Source organism: Myxococcus sp. CA039A (genome assembly GCF_013336645.1).
GTDB lineage: Bacteria > Myxococcota > Myxococcia > Myxococcales > Myxococcaceae > Myxococcus > Myxococcus llanfairpwllgwyngyllgogerychwyrndrobwllllantysiliogogogochensis.
Genome location: NZ_JABUMQ010000217.1, coordinates 1 through 19,221, shown reverse-complemented (window position 1 = coordinate 19,221; position 19,221 = coordinate 1). Strand labels below are relative to the sequence as shown.

Below are 19,221 nucleotides of genomic sequence, written 5' to 3'. Positions count from 1 at the left end.
GGGGGCAGGTCAGGGGAGGGGCTCGTCACGTCCTCCTGGGAGCCCCGAGTCCCTGGCCGGGCCCGCTGGCGACGCCTCGTGGACGTCGTGGGGGAGGGCGCTGGCAACGTCCTTGACGCTCGCTGGGGCCTGCGGTACATCCGGCCCGTTGGTTCGCGGTGGTAGCTCAGTTGGTAGAGCACGAGCTTCCCAAGCTCGGGGTCGAGGGTTCGAATCCCTTCCGCCGCTCACTCATAAAGGCCGGTAGTTCTTGAGGAAACTCGGGACTACCGGCCTTCGTGTTTCCGGGCATCGGGCCGCCTTGTTGCGGGGGCGCGAACCGCGGCTTTGCCCACGAAGTGGTGAGGACTCAACGGACCCGAGATGAGGCCGGCGGCATGGCGCGGCGCTGGTGGGCGGCCTGCCTGGCTCGGCCTCACTGGGAGCGCAGCGAGGGGGCCGGAAGGCCTGCCTTGGCCCGGACCCACTCGGCTTGTCGTTGAATGGGGCGCGGTCGCGGCGGACGATGCGCCTCATGTCCGAGCGCCCCTCTCCACCGCGACACTTCTCCGACGACCCCATCGAGAGTGAAAGTGAAGACTTGTTGGCGCGAACGCAGTTCGCACGACAGGTGGTCCAGGTCCTCTCGCGGGTCCAGTCGGAACAGTCCAGCTCCGTGCTGGCCCTGATGGGGCCCTGGGGCAGTGGCAAGTCCTCCGTGCTGAGCGTCGTCACGAAGCAACTCCAGGCACCCAAGAGCCCGTGGACCATCGTTCACTTCAATCCCTGGGAGTTCTCCGGCGTCCAGACGCTCGCCTTCGCCTTCTTCGATGAGATTGCGAAGGTGTTGTACGACTTCGAGAACCAGACGGCCTTTGAGACGTTTCAGTCGTACGCCAGCAAGTTGCTCTCGTTAGGCGGCGCGGTGACCGACTCGCCGCTGATGGAGTGGATTGGCATCAATCCCGGCAAGCTCGCAGAGAGCGCGGCGAAGCTGATGGCTCCCCAGCGCTCCGTCACGGAGCTGCGTGCTCGGCTTGAGACGGCGCTCCGTGAGCGGGCGCGTCCGACGCTGGTGGTGCTCGACGATGTCGACCGCCTCATGCCGAGTGAGCTTCTGATGGTGTTCAAGCTCATCCGACTGCTCGGGCGGCTTCCGAACATCTGCTACCTGCTCGCCTATGACGAGGCCACCCTTCTCTCGGTGCTCCAGGAGACCGAGCTGGCGCGCGGCAATGCGGAGCGCGCGCTGGCCTACCTGGAGAAGATCGTCCAGGTCCGGCTCGACCTTCCCATCGTCCACCAACGGCAGGCCCGGACGATGATTGACGAGTCCCTGCGCGCCCTGGCTCCGCCCCGGATGAGCGCCGAGGCCACGGATCGCGTGAAGCGCCTGTTCGACAGTCAGGTCCTTCGCAGGCTGACGGAGCCTCGCAGCATCAAGCGATTCTTCGCGCAGCTTCGCTCCTACCTGCCGCTGGTCACCGGGGAAGTCGACTTCGCCGACTTCATCGGCGCGACCTATCTACGGACCTACCATCCCTTGGTCGTTCGCGGGCTCTATCACCTCAAGGAGGAGCTGTTCGAGCACACGTACTCCGCCACCGCGACACCCGACGCGGCGACCTTTCTTGTCGGACACCGGCTGTGCGAGCCGAGAGAATCGGTCGAGGTCGGTCGAGTCCTTGCTCACCTCTTCCCGCAGGTCATCGGCCTCGATACGAGCATCGTCGAGCGCCACGCCGCCGCGACCCGGCGCATCGCGAGCAGGGAGTGTTTCGACCGCTACTTCTACTTCGGCATCCCCCCGGAGGCATTCTCGGACGAGAAGCTCCGAACGCATGCCAGCAACCTGGGTGCACCTCGGAACGCGGACGCGATGGCGGCGATCAAGGAGCACCTTGACGCGGACTTCGACCTGACGATTTCCCGTCTCCTTCAGCACGTGGATGGGCTCTCATCGGGGAACTGCGCACGCTTGTTGGCGCTCGTCAGTGCCAGGATTCAATCCATGCCACCGCATCGGATGAAGAAGGGGGCGCAACGGTATCTGCTGGGAGCCTCTCTTCTGGCGAAGTTGGACCGCGAGTCCGCGCGAACATTGCTCGCGGACCTCGCCCCAGCCGATGACAGGGACTACCTCCTGTACTCCGCCTGGCACCATCACGCACAAAGGGCAACGCCCGGCGCGCTTGCGTCCGAGCAAGGCCAGTCCACGGGGCTGGAGGAGGTCATCAATCCCGCGCTGTGCGCCTATGCTCCCCAACGGCTCGCACGGTTGCTGGCGGTCCCGCTCGAGGTGGCCGACTGGTCCATGGGCGTGCTGTTCTGCTGGAGTGAACTGGGATGCCGTGAGGACGTCCAGCGCTGGCTGGAAGAGAATATCGCCACCCCTCCAAGCGCCTGGACCCTGCCAGACCTCCTCGCCATCTGTGTTCCCGCGGATACGTCGAAACAGAATCGAGACAATGAAACCAGCCGTTTGCTCCTCTCGAGTCTGCGGGAGATTCTCCCGGAGTCACTCCGAAGCGCCCTGGATGACATCGTCACTGAGCTGACCTCCACGAGAGCGCCCGGATTCCTGTCGGAGAATGAGCTCTTCGAGGTAGTCCCTGAACGAATCGTCTGGGCCGCTTTCAGCTTGAAGCAACTCTGAATGCCATCGAGGGCCCAGGGTGGCGGAGATTCCGCCGTGCTCGCTGGGGACACGGCGTTTGGCACCTGGATGTGCGCCCAGCGACGTGCCACGGTCCATGTCGACGTCTACGGTTCTTTGAGTGTCAGGGATTTCGATAAAGGGAGAGGTGTCATGGACATCAATGGGGCTTTGCAAGATGGGATGCTCATCGCGATCCGCGAGATCAAGGCGCAACTGGATGCCCCTCATCCTCCCGAAAGGGTGGGTGACGCCAGATTCTCCCCCGACAGCCTCAGAGGCATGGCGCTCAAGGCGAAGAATCGCATCGGACTCAACGACGGGGTTCCGTACTCGGAAGCGCAGCAGAAGAAGCTACTGGAGACCTTTGGTGGCCTCCTGAATACCGTCACGAATACGCATGCGTTCAAGGTCTCGAGTGGGCTGTCGAAGCAGAATGTGAGCCTGGTGCGAGACCTGGTCGCGATCTGCACGTTCATCCAGAACGGCATCCCTATCTACCCCTGTATGATCAATCTGCTTCAGACCCGGGAGCTCGCGTCCCCTGCGCGAATCGTGGCGGAGGAGGTGGATGTCACCGAGATGATACAGACAGAGGAGCGTCGGTTCTGGGTCTGGGACGGTCAGGACAAAAGGGTGAAAGCGGACGGCGATTATCCGTTCGTCGTCCCGCTGTCGTATCTCTGGAAGAGAGCCGTGAAGAGCAGTCCAGAGGCCGTCATGGGCGGCACGGTGGCGAATCCGAACCACGCGGAGGGGCACTCGGCCATCTCCACGAAGGACAAGCCGAGCAACAGGCCGACGAAGTCCGAGAAACCGGTGCTCTTCGCCGGCACGGCCAGGTTCGCCGACGGCTTCCTGGTCTACTGGGACAATGACTCGGGGCACTACACGCCAGGCAGTCTGTCAGGGGTCGGAATTGGCGCGGTCACGCGTGAGTTGCTGACGGAGCTGCGGTTCCCGTTTCCCATCGATCGCTATCGAGACCACCAGTAGGCGCCGTGGTCGCAGCGGAGGGCGCCCGCAGCGGAATCTTCACGTATTCGTCGGGGCGCCCGGGAAGATTTCAGAATGCCTTCGTTCTGGGTCCGAGGCTGAAAACAGGGAGCTCGGCACGCTCCCTCCCGGCCATGGCGTGCCATTCCGGCACACCGACTTCTAGGGGGACCTGGACCATGAAACTCCGGACGCAAACCAAGCAGTGGCTGAGCAGCGCGCTCGCGGGAGCCCTGCTCCTGCCGGCGGCGGCGCTGGCGAATGAGACTCACGTCTACGGCATCGCCAACTTCGGCGGAGCCTCGCAGTGCTCGGGCTCGTCGCACTCCGTCCACACCCAGACGGCGGCGACGTTCGCGAATTACTTCAACTGGCTCAGGAGCCTCGGCCTCTGGTCGGACGTGCGCACGCACAACAACTCCAACGCGGCGCGGGACCTCTGGACGGACCCGGCCAAGGGCGCGGTGGGGGAGTCCAACGACGCCGCCATCAACGCCGGCGTGGACGACGCGGACGTCCTCTTCGTCCACACGCACGGCAGCCACAGCGTGTCGACGCCGCGCAGCTCACTCGTCATGGGCAGCAATGACCCTTCGTGCTCGGCGAGAACGAATGAGCACATGCGGTTGGGGAACGGGAAGCTGGACATCGCCGTCATCAAGGCGTGCCAGTCCGGCAACATCGAGGTCTGGGAGAAGGGGGGCTACCGCCAGCAGCTCGTGACGGCCACCAGCGGCTTCAGTGTCTGGAATGCCTTTCACGGAGACTCCTCGTGCGGCAACTTCGTGAAGGGCTACCTGGAGGACTACACGGCGAACTCGATGATGGATGGCGTGGGCGAGAACTGGATTGATGAGGCCTACGACTGGGGGCTCATCTATGACGACTGCCCCGTGTCCATCGTCTTCGGCGACACCAAGGCGAAGCGCAAGAGCATGTACGAGGCGGGCGGGTGGAGAGACCGCAAGAACACCGGCAGCAAGACGGGCTCCACCTACTTCTACGTGAGCGGCTGCAACCCGGACAACGGTCGCAAGCTGCCCTGAACGCATCGTCCTTCCACACCTTCCCTTGGACATCGAAACCATGAAGACCCAAATCATCCGATACCTGGCCGTCCTTCCGCTCACCACGATGCTGGGCTGCGACAGCGTGACCCCCCTGGCGGAGGAGCGCCCCGACACTCAGTCCGCGCAGGTCGCAAGGGCAGCGACCACCGTCAGCTTCGAATTCGACACCTCCGGCATCGCGACGCCTCCGTCCGGTGGCCTGCCCACCCAGTTGTTGCCGGCCAACGCCTTCAACGACGCGATTCTCCAGCGGGGGCTGATTGGCACGACGGAGCCCTTCACCGTGGCGAGCGAGCTGGGCACTCGTCTTGAACTGGAGTCCGCGAACTGGAAGCTCGAGCGGGATGGTGCCTCGGGCCGTGCCCTGGTGCTGAACAAGGTGGAGAGCGGGCCCGCGACGAGGCTGGAGCCCGCTGTCTTGCAGCGCAACGCCCTGGCCCGGTTGCAGCGCTGGGGCATTCCCACCACGGAAGTGGGAGACGTCCGCCAGGTGGCGTCCTTCCTCCAGAGCGAGGACGTGGGCACCTACGAGCCCGCGGAGCTCCACCGGCACAAGACGTTCGTGCTGCGCGCCATCAATGGCATCCGTGTGCAGGGCCACCGCGCGGTGGTGACGCACGGCGTGGATGGCAGCTTCCAGCGAGCGCTCATCTCCTGGCCCGCGCTGGCCCGTGAAGGCCACCTCTTGCGGACCCGGCTGAGCACGGCCGAAATCGAGCGGAAGGCCACCGAGGCTCTCGTGGCCGAGGAGCTGACGACGGGCCGTGTGCGGCTTTTCTGGAAGTACGTGCCGAACAGGCTCACCGATGGGAGCTGGGCGCTGACGCTCCAGGTGGGCGCCGCGCTGGCCTCCGTCACCACGGAGACGCACACCGAGGAGCCGCGTGTGATTGACGTGGACGTGAACGCGGTTCCGTAGTCGCGCGCTTCCCGACACCGCCGCCTCCGGTCAGGGATGCCGGAGGTGGCTGTCGTGTCTTGAGCATGGCTCCGGACATGGTTTGGCGGAGCCAGTGAGTGTCGTCACGGTCGATTCACACGACCCCGACCCGCGTCACCCAACTGGCGATGTATGTCTTGAGGAACCCGACGAACTCGTCAGCGCCCTCGGGCAGCGAACGGCCGCGCTGGGTGATTTGGTGGAACTCCATGCTCACGACGGGGTCGACGAGCCGGGACATCACGACCTCGCGGTTCTTGCACAGGGGCAGGCCGAACGAGGGGATGATGGCGACGCCTTCGTCTGCTTCCACGAGCGCGACCTGGGTGTCGAGGAGGTTCGCGACGCCACCCGTTTCGAAGCGGACGCGCGACTTCGCGAGCTGCTGGTCGATGAGCTGTTGGTGCGAACTCGAGGGGGAGAGGACGATGAGGGTCTCTCCCTCGAGGGCTGACCACGGCACGTCGGGCCCGGTGGCGGCGCCGTGGCGACGTGCGCGGATCAGCACCAGCGAGAAGCGGAAGAACGGCACGCGCTGCACGCCGGGGACGCTCTTGAAGAGGCCGACGCCCAGGTCGAGCTGGCCCGCCTGTACCTGACGCAGGACCGTGTCCTGGTCGGCGTCGAACAGGCGCACCCGCAGCTCGGGCCGGAGGCGACGGTACTCGCGCATCGCCTGCGGCAGGATGTTGGCCGCGACGAGCGGTGTCGTGCCCAGGGAAACGGCCTGTTGCCGGCCCCGCGCGCTGCGTCCGACACGGGCCATGGCTTCATCGAGCTCCACGAGATGCCGGCGCGTTGCATCCAGCAGGTCGGCGCCGTGCCGCGTGAGCTGGACCTGCCGTGTCGTGCGGTCAAACAGGCGATAGCCAAGCTGGTTCTCGAACTCGCGGATCAACACGCTCAGGCCCGATGGCGTGATGAAGAGCGCCTGGGCCGCGCGCGCGAAGCTGCGGTGCTCGGCCACGAGATGGAAGGCTCGAAGCTGTCGAGAGGTGAATTCCATTCATGATGTTTAGTCATGAATCGACGAGAATTCCGAGCTGGTTGTTGAGAGTGCCGCCCCGTACTTTGGGTTCATCAAGGGAGGCACTCATGGTGCAGGAGACGAAGCAGACGGGTGTGCGGAACGTGGTGCTGGTGCATGGCGGTTTCGTGGACGGCTCGGGCTGGCAGGGGGTCCACGCGGAGCTCCGGAAGCGGGGCTACTCGGTCACGGTGGTGCAGAACCCCACGACGTCGCTGGCCGACGACGTCGCTGTGACGAAGCGCGCGCTGGCCACGCTGGAGGGGCCGGCGATTCTCGTCGGGCATTCCTACGGCGGTGTCGTCGTCACGGAGGCGGGGAATGACCCCAAGGTCGCGGCCATCGTCTATGTGGCTGCCTTCGCTCCGGACGCGGGCGAGTCGGTCGCGGCGCTCATCAAGGACCCGCCGCCGGGCGCCCCGGTTCCCCCCATCCTGCCGCCCCAGGACGGCTTCCTCTTCCTCGACAAGGAGAAGTTCGCGGCGTCGTTCGCGGCGGATGTGGCGCCGGACGTCGCGTCCTTCATGGCGGACTCGCAGGTACCTTGGGGCGTCAACGCGCTCGCGGGAGCCGTGGGGAAGCCGGCCTGGAAGGCGAAGCCGAGCGTGTACATCGTCGCGACAGAGGACCGCATGATTCCGCCCCAGGCCCAGCGAGCGATGGCCGCGCGCGCGGGCTCGCGTGTGGTGGACGTCAAGGGGAGCCATGCCGTGTACGTCTCGCAGCCGGTCGAGATCGCCACGGCGATTGAGCAGGCGGCGCAGACGACGCGCGGTTGAGCTTCGACGACGTATGGGCCAGCAGGGCACCGACCCACTGGCCTCCGAGCGGTTGCCTCAGACCTGGATGGTGAGGACGTAGGGGCCAATCCTGAACGAGCGCTGGTCGACGCGCAGGGTGTCGCCACCCCGGTATTCGTCGCCCGAAGCGGCTGTCACCACGGCGTCTTCATCCAGGACCAGGACGAAGCGGTGGTATCCCCCGGGATACCACCGTGCGTGGTGTGCGGTGACCGCTGGATCGGGCAGGCACACGTCACAGTCCGCGGCCGAGCCGATGCTGACGCCCGTCTCCCGGGAGCAGCGCTGCTCCAGGTTGTCGACGAACCGGGACTCGACGTTCCCGGTGCGAGTGTCCTCGATGACGATCTCGAGTGTGCTCATGCGTGCCTCTGTACCAGTGGCCACGCGCCGGCTTTGCCGGCTACTCGCCCTCTTCGACGGTGAGCTGGTACGAGTCCTGGAAGTTGGCCTCGCGGTTCTTCGCGTCACGCACCTCGAAGATGTAGACGCCGGGCTCCGCGCTGTACCGGATGCTCTCCGGCTGGTCTCCCTTGGCGCGGTCCGCTGTCTGCACGAGCGACAACTTCCCATCCGGCTGCACGCGATGCAGGTACAGGCCCACGTCGACCTTGAGGATGCCCAAGAGCGTCGCCCTCAGCGGCGTGCGCACCGGACGGTCCGACAGGTCCACGCGGTAGTAGTCCGAGTCCTTCACCGGGAACACCGTGCCGCGCACCGCCTTGCCGAGCGCGAGCTCCTGCGCGCGGTCCACCGTGTTGTTCGGCTCGCGCTCCTCGCCACCGTTGTCCGGCACCGTGGAGACGCTGATGCGGTAGGGCTGCTCCGCGTTCTCGAAGTCCTTCACCCACTTGCCCTCCACCTTGCGCGACGCGCCCTCCACGCGGAAGTAGCAGGCGCCGGTGCACGAGACGTTGTTGAGGCGCTCGGGCTCCTTGAGCGCGCCGTCATTGGCGCGCAGGAGCACCGTCTCCGACTGCCCATCACCCTGGGCTGGCTCCACCATGGACAGCACCAGGTCCAGTCGCTCCACGCCGGACAGCTCCACCTTCGCCAGCACCGGCTCCGTCGTGCGCAGCACGAAGTGGTCCACGTCTCCCTTGGGCGCCAGGAACCCCTCGCGGTACCCACCGGCCGTCAGCGGCGTGGCCTTGTGCAGCTCGTCATTGGGCTCCAGCTCCGCGTTCGCTCCGGCCTCCTCCTGCGTCACGGTGAGCGTGTACGGCGTGCTCGCATTGAACGTGCGGCGCGCTTCCTTGCCCGCCCCCGTCCAGCCGCCCTTCACCACCACGTAGACGACCCGGTCCGTCGCACGCACCCCGATGTTGCGCAGCGACAGGGCCTCGCCCTCCTTGCCACGCAGCGAGAACAGCGGCGCCTCGGCCGCGGACAGCACCGAGATTTCCGGCCGCACGCCCTCCACCGCGGACAGGTCGATTTTCAGCGCCACCGAGGGAGGCTCGGGCGGAGGCGCCGCCACCCCCGCATCCGTGATTTGCGCCACGCCCGTCTCCGGAGTCGGCGCGGCGGCGGGCTCACCTCCACCGAACGTGCCCGTGGGGGAGGGGGGCGTGTCCAGAGGGGCCGCACCTTCCTCGGGCGTCCCCGTGGCCGCGCCGCTCTCCGCGCCAGGCACCGGGCTCGGAGGAGGCGTTGCTCCCTGGGTGGGCACGTTCCCTGGAGCCGCAGCTCCGGGGGGCACGGTGCCCTCGGCACCCGAGTCCGCGTCGTTCGCCGCGGGCGCGCTCGTGGGCGCGGCGGTCTCCGGCAGCTCCACCCGGTACCAGTCCTCGTCGCCCGCGTGGCCCAGGAACGCCGTCACCGTCTGGCCCAGGGGGAGCGCAATCGCGTCCACGGCCCTGTCGTTGGGCTCGTGCTCCTCGCCGTCATTCGCGGCGCGCATCTTCACGCTGAGCGTGTAGGCCCCGCCCACGCCCTTGCGCGCGGGCGCCACGCGCACCCAGCGCTCGCCGTCCACGTAGAGGTTGGGGAAGCGCTCCGGCTTGCCGTCGCCCTCGCTGTTGATGGAGGCCAGCCGGTTGCGGTCCCGGTCATAGACCTCCAGGGTGATGTCTCCGCCGGGCAACCCGGACACGGTGACGTCCGCCACGCGGGGGGCAGGGGGCGCGAGCCGATACCAGTCCTCGTCCGCCTTGTTCGGCTGGGCCGCCAGGTCCGCCGTCACCGTGCTGTCCCGCGTAATCGTCAGGGCCTGCTCGGGCCGCTCGTTGGGCTCCTGCTCCGTGAGGGCGGATGGCCCCGTCTCCACGGGCCCCGCGTCGGGCACCTCGCTCGGCTTGTCGTCCTTGCAGGCGACCAGCGTCGCGGCCAGCACACAGACCCACCCCCAGCGTCGCATCACGTTTTCTCTCCGCATCGGGCCGCATCACTTCCCCGCGGCGTCCGGGTGTCAAGCACCCCAACACCCGGGCCCGTGCTTTCATCCGTGACGAAAGGCCCACCCCGGGCCCCTCCAGACGGCCTTCCTGGTCGGGGACTGGAGCCACCCTCGCGGTGCGATCAAAGATGGGCGCATGAGCCGCCTCCCCCTCGCCTTGTTGCTGCTCGCCTCCGCCGCCCCCGCCGCGTCCAACGCCCCGCCGGGGTATGCCCAGGCCGCCGACTACCTGGAGCGAGAGCGCCAGCCCGAGCGTTACTCGCCCCTCCACCTGCTCGACGGTCGCGACTCCACGGCCTGGTGCGCCACGGGCGCCACCCCGGCCCCCGTCACCATCGGTTTCAAGGACGTCGTCACCATCGACGAGGTGCGCGTCTACACCGGTGATGGGACGGACAAGGCCTCGTACAAGGCCCACGCCCGCGCGAAGAAGCTCACCCTCACCAGCGTGGACTCCGCCAAGAGCCTCAAGGTGGAGGACAAGCGCGGCCTGCAGGTCGTCCCCATCAGCCCGTCCCTGAGGGGCAACCGCTTCACGCTCGAGGTGGCGGAGCGCTTCCCGGGTTCCGGCGAGGCCGCCCCTGTCTGCGTCACCGATTTGATCTTCTACTCGGGGGGCAAGGCGCTCAACGGCACGTGGCTCGCGCCGCGCCTGCGCTACGACTCGCGCCTGGCGCCCCTGTTGGGGACGTGGTTCAGCGGCCTGGACGGCGCCCCGGACCGCTTCCTCTCGTTCTACGTCGACGGGACGTACCGCTTCGCCCACGAGCCGCTGGAGGGCGGTGAGCCGAGCGCCGTGACGGGCACCTATGCCCTGTCGGGTTCTCGACTCACGCTGGAGGTGCCCAAGCGCGGAAAGGTGACGGCGCGCCTCCAGAAGGCCGCCCCGGAAGGGGCCACCTCGGCTGGAGCCACACTGGAACTCGACGGCGCGGTGGCCGAGGAGTGGGGCCGCGCCTTCCGCAGCCAACCCTGAACCGGCTGCGACTGCCCGGTGGGCCGTCTAGAGGGAGGCCGCCTTCTTCTTGCCACCAAAGTGGCGGAAGAACGCGATGATCTCCTCGACGGCGACCTTCACATCGGTGGCGTCCTCGAACTCCGACTCCAGGAAGATGCCACCGCAGGATTCGCAGGTGTCGTAGTGCAGGGGATGCTGGCGGTCGCCGCCATCCACGCGGACCAGATCGACCAGACATTCAGGGCACTGACCGGTCAATGCCTGTGCATCTACCTTGCCGCCCTGGCTCTCCAGCCCGGGGAGGTTGTTGTGGAGGAGGACCCGGTTCAGGTCCGCGACGTCAATCCACAGTCCGCCGCAATCTCCACACCTTCGCAACGTCTGGTCATCCCCCTCGAGATCAACCATCTCGACGTTGCAGCTGGGGCAATCCATGGCGCGGGTCAATCTCCTTCAATGGGGGACACACGTCCCCAGTGGTTCGGAGAATGATAGGTCGTGCGAATTTTGGGATGCAACCCGGGTTGCCGCTTCTGTTGGCAACGCGCCTTCTGGGGTCGTTCGGCCCCGTGTCCCCCGGTCCCTCAGGCCTTCGCTTTCACGCGCCGGATGTCCGCCCCCAGGGCACGCAGCTTGCGCTCCAGGCGCTCGTAGCCGCGGTCCAGGTGGTAGACGCGGCTGACGTCCGTACGCCCCTCGGCGCGCAGGCCCGCCAGGATGAGCGAAGCGCTCGCCCGCAGGTCTGTCGCCATGACGGGGGCGCCACTGAGGGTCTTCACGCCCTTCACCACCGCCGTGTGCCCCTGAACAGTGATGTCCGCCCCCAGTCGGTGCAGCTCCGGAACGTGCATGAAGCGGTTCTCGAAGATGTTTTCGCTGATGACGGATGTCCCATGGCTCACACACATCAGCGCCATGAGCTGCGCCTGCATGTCGGTGGGAAACCCAGGATGTTCGGTGGTGGTGATGTTCACCGAGTTGAGGGTGCGAGGGGCCTTGCAGCGCAGGCCCCCTGCCTCGGCGGTGAGGGTGCACCCGGCCTCGCGCAGCTTGTCGATGACGGCGTCCAGGTGTTCAGGGACGGCGTGTTTCACCAGGACGTTGCCGCCGGAGATGGCCGCGGCCACCAGCAGGGTGCCCGCTTCGATGCGGTCCGGGAGGATGGCGTGGTCCACGGGCGTGAGGCCCTCCACGCCTTCGATGGTGATGATGGACGTCCCGGCGCCTTCAATCCGGGCGCCCATCTTGTTGAGCACCCGGGCCAGCTCCTCGATTTCGGGCTCGCGCGCGCAGTTCTCCATCACGGTGCGGCCCTTGGCCAGCACGGCCGCCATCAGCACGTTCTCCGTGCCGGTGACGGTGATGACGTCGAAGTTGACGGTGCCGCCCTTGAGCTGCTTGGCCCGGGCCTCCACGTAGCCTTCCGTCAGGGTGATGTCCGCGCCCAGGGCCTTGAGGCCCTTGAGGTGCTGGTCGATGGGGCGTGCGCCGATGGCGCACCCGCCGGGCATGGACACCCGCGCGCGACCGAAGCGCGCGACGAGCGGGCCCAGCACCAGCACGCTGGCGCGCATCGTCTTCACCAAATCGTAGGGGGCCTCCGGGGTGATGGCCCCGTTGACGCCCACCTCGCACACGTCCTTCTTCCGGCCGGTGAGCCGCTCCGCGTCGCAGCCCATGGTGCGCAGCACCTTGAGCATGGTGACCACGTCAGCCAGGTCCGGCACGTTGCGGAAGGTGGAGGTGCCATCCGCCAGCAGCGCGGAGGCGAGGATGGGCAGCGCCGCGTTCTTCGCGCCCGAGACGACGACCTCGCCGTGCAGCTCCGCGCCGCCCTTCATCACAATCTTGTCCATGCTGTTTCCGGCCCTCAGCCCTGTGGCCCGCTGGCCGCGGGCTGTGTCCCAAATGCCATGCGCTCCCGCCGCTCCAGGTCCTTCTCCACCCGCGCGTCCTCGTAACCGGCCGCGCGCAGCAGCTCCAGGACCGCGGCGCCCTGCGTCTCACCCATCTCCAATGCAAGGAGGCCGCCAGGCTCCAGCCACTTGCGCGCCTCCGTCACCACCCGCCGGAGGGCGACCAGGCCGTCCTTCCCACCGTCGAGCGCCAGCCTGGGCTCGCGCCGCACCTCCGCGGACAGGCCGGGAATCTCGTGCGAGGCGATGTAGGGAGGGTTGGAGACGATGACGTGGAAGCTCGCGTCGGCGGGCAGCGGGGAGAACAGGTCTCCCTGGAGCACCGTCACCCGCTCGGAGACCTTGAGCGTCTCCGCGTTCTCACGCGCCAGGGCGCACGCATCCGGAGACAGGTCCGTGGCCGTCACGGCGAGCTGGGGGCGCTCGGCGGCGAGGCTGATGGCGATGCAGCCGGAGCCCGTGCACACGTCGAGCGCGCGAGCAGGCGAGTCCTTGGGCAGCACGCGCAGGGCCGCCTGGACGAGCAGCTCCGTCTCCGGCCGGGGGATGAGGACGCGGGCGTCCACCTTGTAGGCGCGGTTGTAGAACTCGCGCGTACCGGTGAGGTACTGCGTGGGCTCTCCCGCCAGGCGCCGTTCAATCAGCGCGCGGAAGGCGGTCAGCTCCTCCTTGGACAGGGGGCGGTCCAGGTCCACGTACAGTCGCACGCGCCCCGTCTTCAGCACGTGAGACAGGAGGATTTCCGCCGTGAGTCGCGGCGCATCCACCTGCCGCTTCTCGAAGTGCTGTGTCGTCCAGGTGAGGACCTTGCGGATGGTCCAGGTCTCGCTGCTCATGCTTCGGACTGGGGCCTCGGGCCGCCCATCTGAGCCTTGAGCGCCTCCGCCTGGTAGAAGGTCCGACAGGCGGTGATGATGTCCTCGATGTCGCCCATCATCACGGCGGGCAGGTTGTGCACCGTGAGGCCGATGCGGTGGTCCGTCAGCCGGTCCTGCGGGAAGTTGTAGGTGCGGATCTTCTCGCTGCGGTCGCCGGTGCCCACCTGCGAGCGGCGCGTGGAGTCGCGCTCGGCGCGGATGCGCTCCTGCTCCATCTCGTAGATCTTCGCGCGCAGCATGCGAAGGGCCATGTTGTAGTTCTTCAGCTGGCTCTTCTCCTGCTGGCACTTCACGACGATGCCCGTGGGCCGGTGGGTGAGGCGCACCGCGGAGTCCGTGGTGTTGACGCTCTGCCCGCCCGCGCCGGTGGAGCGCATCGCCTGGCGGTCGATGTCCGCCTCGTTGAGCTTCACGTCCACTTCCTCCGCCTCCGGCATGACGGCCACGGTGATGGTGGAGGTGTGGATGCGGCCCTGCGTCTCCGTCGCGGGCACGCGCTGGACGCGGTGCACGCCGGATTCGTACTTCAGGTTGCTGAAGACGGCGTCGCCGGACAGCGTCACGGTGGCGTCCTTCACCCCGCCCGCGTTGCCCGCGCTCATGTCGATGATGTCCGACTTCCAGCCCCGCTGATCCGCGTACCGGAGGTACATCTGCATGACCTCCTCCGCGAACAGCGCCGCCTCGTCGCCGCCCGCGCCCGCGCGAATCTCCAGGATGACGTTCTTCTCGTCATTTGGATCCTTGGGCAGGAGCAACAGCTTGAGGCTGCTCTCCAGGCTGTCGCGCTGCTCCTTCAGTCCGGGCAGGGCCTCGCGCGCATAGCTCTTCTCGTCGGCGCTGCCGGCGTCGAGCCACACATCCACTTCCTTGAGGTCGGCGAGCACCTGGCGGTACGTGCGGAACGTGTCCACCAGCTTCTCCAGGCCCGCCCGCTCCTTGGAGACCTTCTGAAGCCTCGCCGAGTCGGCGAGGACGTCGGGGTTCGACAGGTCCGCGGTGAGGCGTTCGAACCGGCGCTCGACGTCTTCAAGTTTGTCAATCATCGTCGTTCCAGGGGGTATTGCCCCTTTGTCCGGCTGCTGGCAAGGGAGGACGGAGTCAAGAAATTCCTTGGCCGCTCGGGCGGTAGCATGAAAGAAGGGCCGCCCTCACCGCCGGATCCACTTGGCGGTCGGTTTCACATCACCACACGGAGTCCTTCCACATGCCCGCCCAGAAGGGAAATCGTTCCAAGAAGAAGGTCGCCAACCGTGCCAAGGGCCGGAAGGCCCAGCTGAAGCGCCGCCGTAGCCGCGCCAAGAAGGGCCAGTCCAACAACAAGGTCTGACGCTCCGGTTACTCCCTCCCGCCAGTCGCGGGGGAGGGAGACGGCCTTGCCCACGGCTCCAGCTCGGGGAGCATCCGCTCCACCCCCGAAGAGCTGTTGGCCAGCAGTCGCAGCACCTCCTCGGCTGCCTCCCCGGTGACGGGCACGGGCTGGAAGGGGAGCTCCGGGAAGCGGTCCGTGCGCAGCGGCAAGACCTCGCTGGAGAGGTAGCCCCCCGGACCGAAGCGGCCCTTCCACAGGGCGCCCCGCTTGTCGCGCGGGTTCCAGTTGCCTCCGAAGACGAAGTTGCCCAGCGAGTAGACGACGGGCGCCCCCCGGTGCAGCTCCATCGCCTGGAGCACGTGGGGGTGGCTGCCCAGCACGCCCGCCGCGCCCGCGTCGATGGCGGCGTGGGCCAGTCGCACCTGGTAGGGCTCCGGCACGTAGGTGCCCTCGCGGCCCCAGTGGAAGAAGGGCAGCACCACGTCCGCCTGATGCTTCGCGGCGAGGATGTCCTCGCGCAGCATGCGCTCCATCACGTCCACGTCGGAGAAGTGGCCGGCGACCCCGGGCGTCGTCTCCGTGGCGTAGACCTCTGGTGGCTCGATGTTTCGCTCGCCCAGGAAGAAGTACCCCAGGAGGGCCACTTTCACGCCTCCCACGGTGATGACAGCGGGGCGGCGCGCCTCGGCGAGCGTCCTGCCCGCGCCGAAGTAGGGGATTCGGGCGGCCTCCAGCGTCACCAGCGTGTCCACCAGCCCCTGGGCGCCGTAGTCCATGAGGTGGTTGTTGGCCAGGCTGACGACGTCCACGCCGCCGGCGACGAGCGCTCCCACCAGCTCCGGCCGGGCGCGGAAGTTGAAGTTCTTGGCCAGCTTCTCGCCGCCCTCGGTGAAGGGGCACTCCAGGTTGACGACGAAGAGGTCGGCCGCGTCACCCAGGGCCCGGACCTCCTTGAAGCCGTAGGCGAGCATCTCCTCGCGGGAGCGGCCCTTGGCCACCTGGTCGTCGAAGTACTTCTGGTGGTTGTGACCCAGCGTCACGTCCCCGCCTACGACGAGGGTGATGGGGCGAACGGGGGGCCCGGCGTCCGGGAGGCCGGCCAGCGGATCGGGCGCTTCCCGGCTTTCGGGAGGCCCTGCGTCCTCTGGAGAACGGGGCTCCACGGAGGGGGGAGGGGCCTCCGCCACGGGGGCGGGCCGGGGATGACAGGCGGAGAACAGGAAGAGCAGGAGGGCGGCGTGGCGCATGGACGGAGGGAAACTCTACCTTGCACCCTTTGTTGCGCGACGCGTAGATTGCCCGGCGCTCTCATGGCCCGGGAAAAGGACAACATCGCGCTCTCCGACGAGCACAACACTCGCGGAATCGAGCTGGCGGACCGGGGTTGGCTCGATGAGGCCATCAAGGAGTTCAAGAAGGCCATCGACCTGGACCCGAGCTCGGCGCACGCGCACGACAATCTGGCCACCGTCTACGCGGAGAAGAAGCTCTTCCGCGAGGCCCTCACCGAGTACCTCACCGCCCTGAAGCTGGAGCCGGAGAGCGCCACGGCGCACTACAACCTGGCTTGCTTCCTCTCCACGCATGCCGGGGAGATGGCGGTGGAGGAGTACAAGGAAGCCATCGAGTTGGATCCGGAGTACCCGGACGCGCACCTCAACCTGGGCCTCACGTACGCGGACCAGGGGCGGGTGGAAGAGGCGATGCGCGAGCTGCAGGCGGCCATCGAGCTGGACCCCCAGGACGCGTTCCCCCGGCACGAGCTGGCGGCGCTGATGATGGACGAGGGGGACTACCGCTCGGCGATTACGTTGCTGAAGGACGTGGTGCGGCTGGAGCCGGACAACTTCGAGGCGCAGCTCGATTTGGGCATCTGCTACGCGCAGAAGGGCTTCTACGCGGAGGCCGAGCGCGCGTATGAGCGGGCTCGCGCGCTGAACGCGGAGGACCTGCTGCTCAACTACAACCTGTCGGCGCTGTACGCCCTGTGGGGCAGGCCGAAGGACGCGGTGCAGTACCTGAAGGCGGCGCTCACGGCGGACCGTCAGAAGGTGATGGGGTGGCTGTCCACGGACCCCATGTTCGACGCGCTCAAGGGCGACGCCGACTTCGACGCCTTGTTCTGAGCCATGGGAATGGAATGGGTGTTCCTGGGGCTGGCGATCCTCCTGGTCTTCGCCAACGGCTTCTTCGTGGCGACCGAGTTCGCCATCGTGAAGATTCGCGCCACGCGCCTGCAGTCGCTCGTGGACGAGGGCACGCCGGGCGCCGCGCAGGCGCTGCGGATGGTGGAGAAGCTGGACGCGTACCTGTCCGCCACGCAGTTCGGAATCACGCTGGCCTCGCTGGGCCTGGGCTGGCTGGGTGAGCCCGCCTTCGCCAAGCTCCTGGAGCCCGTGCTGACGCGGCTCGTTCCCGAGGGCGCGAGCCCCACGCTGGCTCACACCGTGTCGGTGGTCATCGGCTTCAGCATCATCACCTTCCTGCACATCGTCCTGGGGGAGCTGGCGCCCAAGAGCCTGGCGATTCAGCGCGCGGAGGCGACCACGCTGGCCGTGGCGCTGCCGATGCGGGCGTTCTACTTCCTGTTCTATCCGGCCATCATCCTGCTCAACGGGCTGGCGGCCTGGGTGCTGCGCATCTTCGGCCTGCATTCCGTGGGAGAGGCGCACGAAGCGCACAGCGAGGACGAGCTGCGCGTCATCCTCCACAGCTCCGCGCAGGCGGGGGCGATTACGACGGCGCGCGCGGAGCTTTTGGAGCGCGCGCTGGAGATGGCGCAGAAGACGGCGCGGCAGGTGATGGTGCCGCGAAACCAGGTGAAGTTCCTGGACGTGGAGGAGCCGCTGGAGAAGTGCATCGCGGACGCGCGCGCCGCGGGGCACACGTGGCTGCCGGTGTGCCGGGGCAACCTGGACGAGGTGGAGGGCGTGGTGAACGCCAAGGACCTCTTCTTCCTCCTGTCTCGCGGCGAGCTGCGCAGCCTGGCGCAGGTGCAGCGGCCGGTGCTCTTCATCCCGGAGAACGCGACGCTGGAGCAGCTGCTCGCGGAGTTCCGCCGCCGCCGTCGTCAGACGGCCCTTGTCGTCGACGAGCACGGCGGCACGTCGGGCCTGGTGACGATCGCGGACGTGGTGGCCGAAGTCGTGGGCGACGTGGCGGAGCTGGGCCGGCGGGTGGATGAGGTCCGCTCGCTGCCGGGCGGGCGCTTCGAGCTTCCCGGCACGGCACAGCTGGATGACCTGGAGGAGCGGCTCGACGTCAGCTTCGACCTCGATGAGGACGAAGAGGGCGAGGTGACGACGATTGCCGGCTTCCTGATGGCGAAGCTGGGGCGCGTCCCGGAGAAGGGGGACTCGCTGCGGCTGGATATGTGGCGAATCCTGGTGGAGGAGGTGGACGGGCCCCGCGTGGTGCGCGTGACGGTGGAGCCCCAGTCCCGCGCCGCCCCTCGCTCGGCCACGGAGTCGTCGTCGTCCGGCCCGGGAGAGCCGTCACAGGGCGCTCCAGGAGAGATACCCCCCGCCTCGTCGTCGGGCGGCGAGTCCACCTAGCTGTCCGCCCCGGCCGCCTGGTTCAGGGCGCCGAGGGCACCTTCGTGTCGGCCGCGGCCTTCTTCACGGGCCGGCGCGCCTTGCTGGAGGACTTGGCCTGCACGGGCTGGGGACGCTCCACCTTGAGCAATTCCAGGTCCGTGCTCTCCGCCGTGGCGAACTTGAGGATGCCCACGCCCGGCGCGAACCAGACATAGCTCTCCATGGAGCGGCCCTCGGAGCCAGGGCGGCTGGCGCGCGCGGTGACGATGTTCTTCACCTTCAGCGCCTTGAACGTGCCGGCGGCCACGGTGACTTCCTCCTCGCCCACGACGGTCGACTCCTTTTCGAACGTGGTGGCGATGATGGGCCGGATGCCGCCCGTCTTGCCCGCGGGGGGCTGGAGCTTCACCGACAGGCTGTTCTTCCACGAGCCGCCGGGCACCATGCTCGTCAGCGCGGGCACCGCCATGCCTTCCGAGCTCACCACCTGCACATCCATGCCGGACGCGGACAGCAGCGTGCCTTCCAGGCCGCCCAGGCCCGTGCTCATGCCCTCGGCGGTGCAGGTGGCGTCCGTCTCGCCCTGGCGGCCCTTGAGCTTCACGGCGACCTTGCCGCGCAGCCCCTCGGGTGTGGGTGTCACGCCGTGGGTGCTGATGACCATCTGCGACGACTTGCCCGCCCGGTAGGTGAGCGTCAGCCCTTCCTCCAGCGGGAAATACGGGTGGGGGCAGGGGGCCGGGGCTTCCACCGCC

Annotated in this window: 18 protein-coding genes and 1 tRNA gene; 10 read left to right on the top strand and 9 right to left on the bottom strand. The window is 67.7% G+C overall.

Features of this window, described 5'->3' with window-relative positions; all coding sequences use genetic code 11:
* The first annotated feature begins 155 nt into the window (after positions 1-155).
* From HR086_RS30625 to HR086_RS30605, 5 genes are all read left to right on the top strand, one after another.
* Positions 156-228: transfer RNA gene (locus HR086_RS30625), tRNA-Gly, on the top strand.
* A 286-nt stretch (positions 229-514) separates the two neighbouring features.
* Entirely contained in the window at positions 515-2,635 is a 2,121-nt protein-coding gene (locus HR086_RS30620) for a P-loop NTPase fold protein (protein WP_174467402.1), read from the top strand.
* Positions 2,636-2,788: 153 nt separating this feature from the next.
* A complete protein-coding gene (locus tag HR086_RS30615) occupies positions 2,789-3,631 on the top strand; it encodes a hypothetical protein (RefSeq protein ID WP_174467401.1) in 843 nt (280 codons plus the stop codon).
* Between the two features lie 179 nt (positions 3,632-3,810).
* Entirely contained in the window at positions 3,811-4,677 is an 867-nt protein-coding gene (locus HR086_RS30610; RefSeq protein ID WP_141646551.1) for a DUF6345 domain-containing protein, read from the top strand.
* A 40-nt stretch (positions 4,678-4,717) separates the two neighbouring features.
* Complete coding sequence (locus tag HR086_RS30605) at positions 4,718-5,620, top strand: hypothetical protein (RefSeq protein WP_174467400.1); 903 nt, start codon at positions 4,718-4,720, stop codon at positions 5,618-5,620.
* Positions 5,621-5,735: 115 nt separating this feature from the next.
* Here HR086_RS30605 and HR086_RS30600 read toward each other — a convergent pair whose 3' ends face one another.
* Positions 5,736-6,647 (bottom strand): LysR family transcriptional regulator, encoded by a 912-nt coding sequence (locus tag HR086_RS30600; RefSeq protein ID WP_141646545.1) that lies wholly within the window; start codon positions 6,645-6,647, stop codon positions 5,736-5,738.
* Between the two features lie 89 nt (positions 6,648-6,736).
* Here HR086_RS30600 and HR086_RS30595 point away from each other — a divergent pair, with 89 nt between their 5' ends.
* Positions 6,737-7,447, top strand: a complete 711-nt coding sequence (locus HR086_RS30595; protein WP_141646544.1) for an alpha/beta hydrolase — start codon at positions 6,737-6,739, stop codon at positions 7,445-7,447.
* A 57-nt stretch (positions 7,448-7,504) separates the two neighbouring features.
* Here HR086_RS30595 and HR086_RS30590 read toward each other — a convergent pair whose 3' ends face one another.
* Both HR086_RS30590 and HR086_RS30585 read right to left on the bottom strand, forming a co-directional pair.
* Complete coding sequence (locus HR086_RS30590; RefSeq protein WP_141646543.1) at positions 7,505-7,831, bottom strand: hypothetical protein; 327 nt, start codon at positions 7,829-7,831, stop codon at positions 7,505-7,507.
* Between the two features lie 40 nt (positions 7,832-7,871).
* Positions 7,872-9,827: an ABC transporter substrate-binding protein gene (locus HR086_RS30585; protein WP_174467403.1), complete on the bottom strand. Its 1,956-nt coding sequence runs from the start codon at positions 9,825-9,827 to the stop codon at positions 7,872-7,874.
* 175 nt (positions 9,828-10,002) lie between these two features.
* Between HR086_RS30585 and HR086_RS30580 the strand changes: the two genes are divergently transcribed.
* Positions 10,003-10,842: a hypothetical protein gene (locus HR086_RS30580; protein ID WP_174467398.1), complete on the top strand. Its 840-nt coding sequence runs from the start codon at positions 10,003-10,005 to the stop codon at positions 10,840-10,842.
* A 27-nt stretch (positions 10,843-10,869) separates the two neighbouring features.
* On the opposite strand, the gene HR086_RS30575 is transcribed toward HR086_RS30580, so the two are convergent.
* The 4 genes from HR086_RS30575 to prfA form a co-directional block, all read right to left on the bottom strand.
* Positions 10,870-11,259, bottom strand: a complete 390-nt coding sequence (locus HR086_RS30575) for a zf-TFIIB domain-containing protein (protein ID WP_141646542.1) — start codon at positions 11,257-11,259, stop codon at positions 10,870-10,872.
* A gap of 149 nt (positions 11,260-11,408) precedes the next feature.
* The gene (murA, locus tag HR086_RS30570; RefSeq protein WP_141646541.1) at positions 11,409-12,680 is read right to left on the bottom strand and encodes a UDP-N-acetylglucosamine 1-carboxyvinyltransferase; all 1,272 of its coding nucleotides are present in this window, start codon (positions 12,678-12,680) and stop codon (positions 11,409-11,411) included.
* Positions 12,681-12,694: 14 nt separating this feature from the next.
* Positions 12,695-13,576, bottom strand: a complete 882-nt coding sequence (gene prmC, locus HR086_RS30565; RefSeq protein WP_141646540.1) for a peptide chain release factor N(5)-glutamine methyltransferase — start codon at positions 13,574-13,576, stop codon at positions 12,695-12,697.
* Positions 13,573-14,664 carry a peptide chain release factor 1 gene (prfA, locus tag HR086_RS30560; protein ID WP_141646539.1) on the bottom strand — a complete coding sequence of 364 codons (1,092 nt, stop codon included), beginning with the start codon at positions 14,662-14,664 and terminating at the stop codon, positions 13,573-13,575. Before prfA ends, prmC begins: the two co-directional genes overlap by 4 nt.
* A 161-nt stretch (positions 14,665-14,825) precedes the next feature.
* Here prfA and HR086_RS49260 point away from each other — a divergent pair, with 161 nt between their 5' ends.
* The gene (locus tag HR086_RS49260; RefSeq protein ID WP_013941470.1) at positions 14,826-14,948 is read left to right on the top strand and encodes a hypothetical protein; all 123 of its coding nucleotides are present in this window, start codon (positions 14,826-14,828) and stop codon (positions 14,946-14,948) included.
* Positions 14,949-14,956: 8 nt separating this feature from the next.
* Here the strand turns inward: HR086_RS49260 and HR086_RS30555 are convergent, their stop codons facing one another.
* Positions 14,957-16,177 (bottom strand): CapA family protein, encoded by a 1,221-nt coding sequence (locus tag HR086_RS30555; RefSeq protein WP_174467397.1) that lies wholly within the window; start codon positions 16,175-16,177, stop codon positions 14,957-14,959.
* Between the two features lie 63 nt (positions 16,178-16,240).
* Between HR086_RS30555 and HR086_RS30550 the strand changes: the two genes are divergently transcribed.
* Both HR086_RS30550 and HR086_RS30545 read left to right on the top strand, forming a co-directional pair.
* Positions 16,241-17,056 (top strand): lipopolysaccharide assembly protein LapB, encoded by an 816-nt coding sequence (locus HR086_RS30550; protein ID WP_141644800.1) that lies wholly within the window; start codon positions 16,241-16,243, stop codon positions 17,054-17,056.
* A gap of 3 nt (positions 17,057-17,059) precedes the next feature.
* Positions 17,060-18,484 carry a hemolysin family protein gene (locus HR086_RS30545; RefSeq protein ID WP_174467396.1) on the top strand — a complete coding sequence of 475 codons (1,425 nt, stop codon included), beginning with the start codon at positions 17,060-17,062 and terminating at the stop codon, positions 18,482-18,484.
* 22 nt (positions 18,485-18,506) lie between these two features.
* Here HR086_RS30545 and HR086_RS30540 read toward each other — a convergent pair.
* Positions 18,507-19,221: hypothetical protein (locus HR086_RS30540; RefSeq protein WP_174467395.1), on the bottom strand; the 715-nt coding region annotated here is incomplete at its 5' end.

Excerpts from the sequence above, each read along its gene's own strand:
- HR086_RS30620 (WP_174467402.1), top strand. The coding sequence starts at position 515 with ATGTCCGAGCGCCCCTCTCCACCGCGACACTTCTCCGACGACCCCATC.
- HR086_RS30615 (WP_174467401.1), top strand. The coding sequence starts at position 2,789 with ATGGACATCAATGGGGCTTTGCAAGATGGGATGCTCATCGCGATCCGC.
- HR086_RS30610 (WP_141646551.1), top strand. The coding sequence starts at position 3,811 with ATGAAACTCCGGACGCAAACCAAGCAGTGGCTGAGCAGCGCGCTCGCG.
- HR086_RS30605 (WP_174467400.1), top strand. The coding sequence starts at position 4,718 with ATGAAGACCCAAATCATCCGATACCTGGCCGTCCTTCCGCTCACCACG.
- HR086_RS30600 (WP_141646545.1), bottom strand. The coding sequence starts at position 6,647 with ATGGAATTCACCTCTCGACAGCTTCGAGCCTTCCATCTCGTGGCCGAG.
- HR086_RS30595 (WP_141646544.1), top strand. The coding sequence starts at position 6,737 with ATGGTGCAGGAGACGAAGCAGACGGGTGTGCGGAACGTGGTGCTGGTG.
- HR086_RS30590 (WP_141646543.1), bottom strand. The coding sequence starts at position 7,831 with ATGAGCACACTCGAGATCGTCATCGAGGACACTCGCACCGGGAACGTC.
- HR086_RS30585 (WP_174467403.1), bottom strand. The coding sequence starts at position 9,827 with ATGCGACGCTGGGGGTGGGTCTGTGTGCTGGCCGCGACGCTGGTCGCC.
- HR086_RS30580 (WP_174467398.1), top strand. The coding sequence starts at position 10,003 with ATGAGCCGCCTCCCCCTCGCCTTGTTGCTGCTCGCCTCCGCCGCCCCC.
- HR086_RS30575 (WP_141646542.1), bottom strand. The coding sequence starts at position 11,259 with ATGGATTGCCCCAGCTGCAACGTCGAGATGGTTGATCTCGAGGGGGAT.
- murA (WP_141646541.1), bottom strand. The coding sequence starts at position 12,680 with ATGGACAAGATTGTGATGAAGGGCGGCGCGGAGCTGCACGGCGAGGTC.
- prmC (WP_141646540.1), bottom strand. The coding sequence starts at position 13,576 with ATGAGCAGCGAGACCTGGACCATCCGCAAGGTCCTCACCTGGACGACA.
- prfA (WP_141646539.1), bottom strand. The coding sequence starts at position 14,664 with ATGATTGACAAACTTGAAGACGTCGAGCGCCGGTTCGAACGCCTCACC.
- HR086_RS49260 (WP_013941470.1), top strand. The coding sequence starts at position 14,826 with ATGCCCGCCCAGAAGGGAAATCGTTCCAAGAAGAAGGTCGCCAACCGT.
- HR086_RS30555 (WP_174467397.1), bottom strand. The coding sequence starts at position 16,177 with ATGCGCCACGCCGCCCTCCTGCTCTTCCTGTTCTCCGCCTGTCATCCC.
- HR086_RS30550 (WP_141644800.1), top strand. The coding sequence starts at position 16,241 with ATGGCCCGGGAAAAGGACAACATCGCGCTCTCCGACGAGCACAACACT.
- HR086_RS30545 (WP_174467396.1), top strand. The coding sequence starts at position 17,060 with ATGGGAATGGAATGGGTGTTCCTGGGGCTGGCGATCCTCCTGGTCTTC.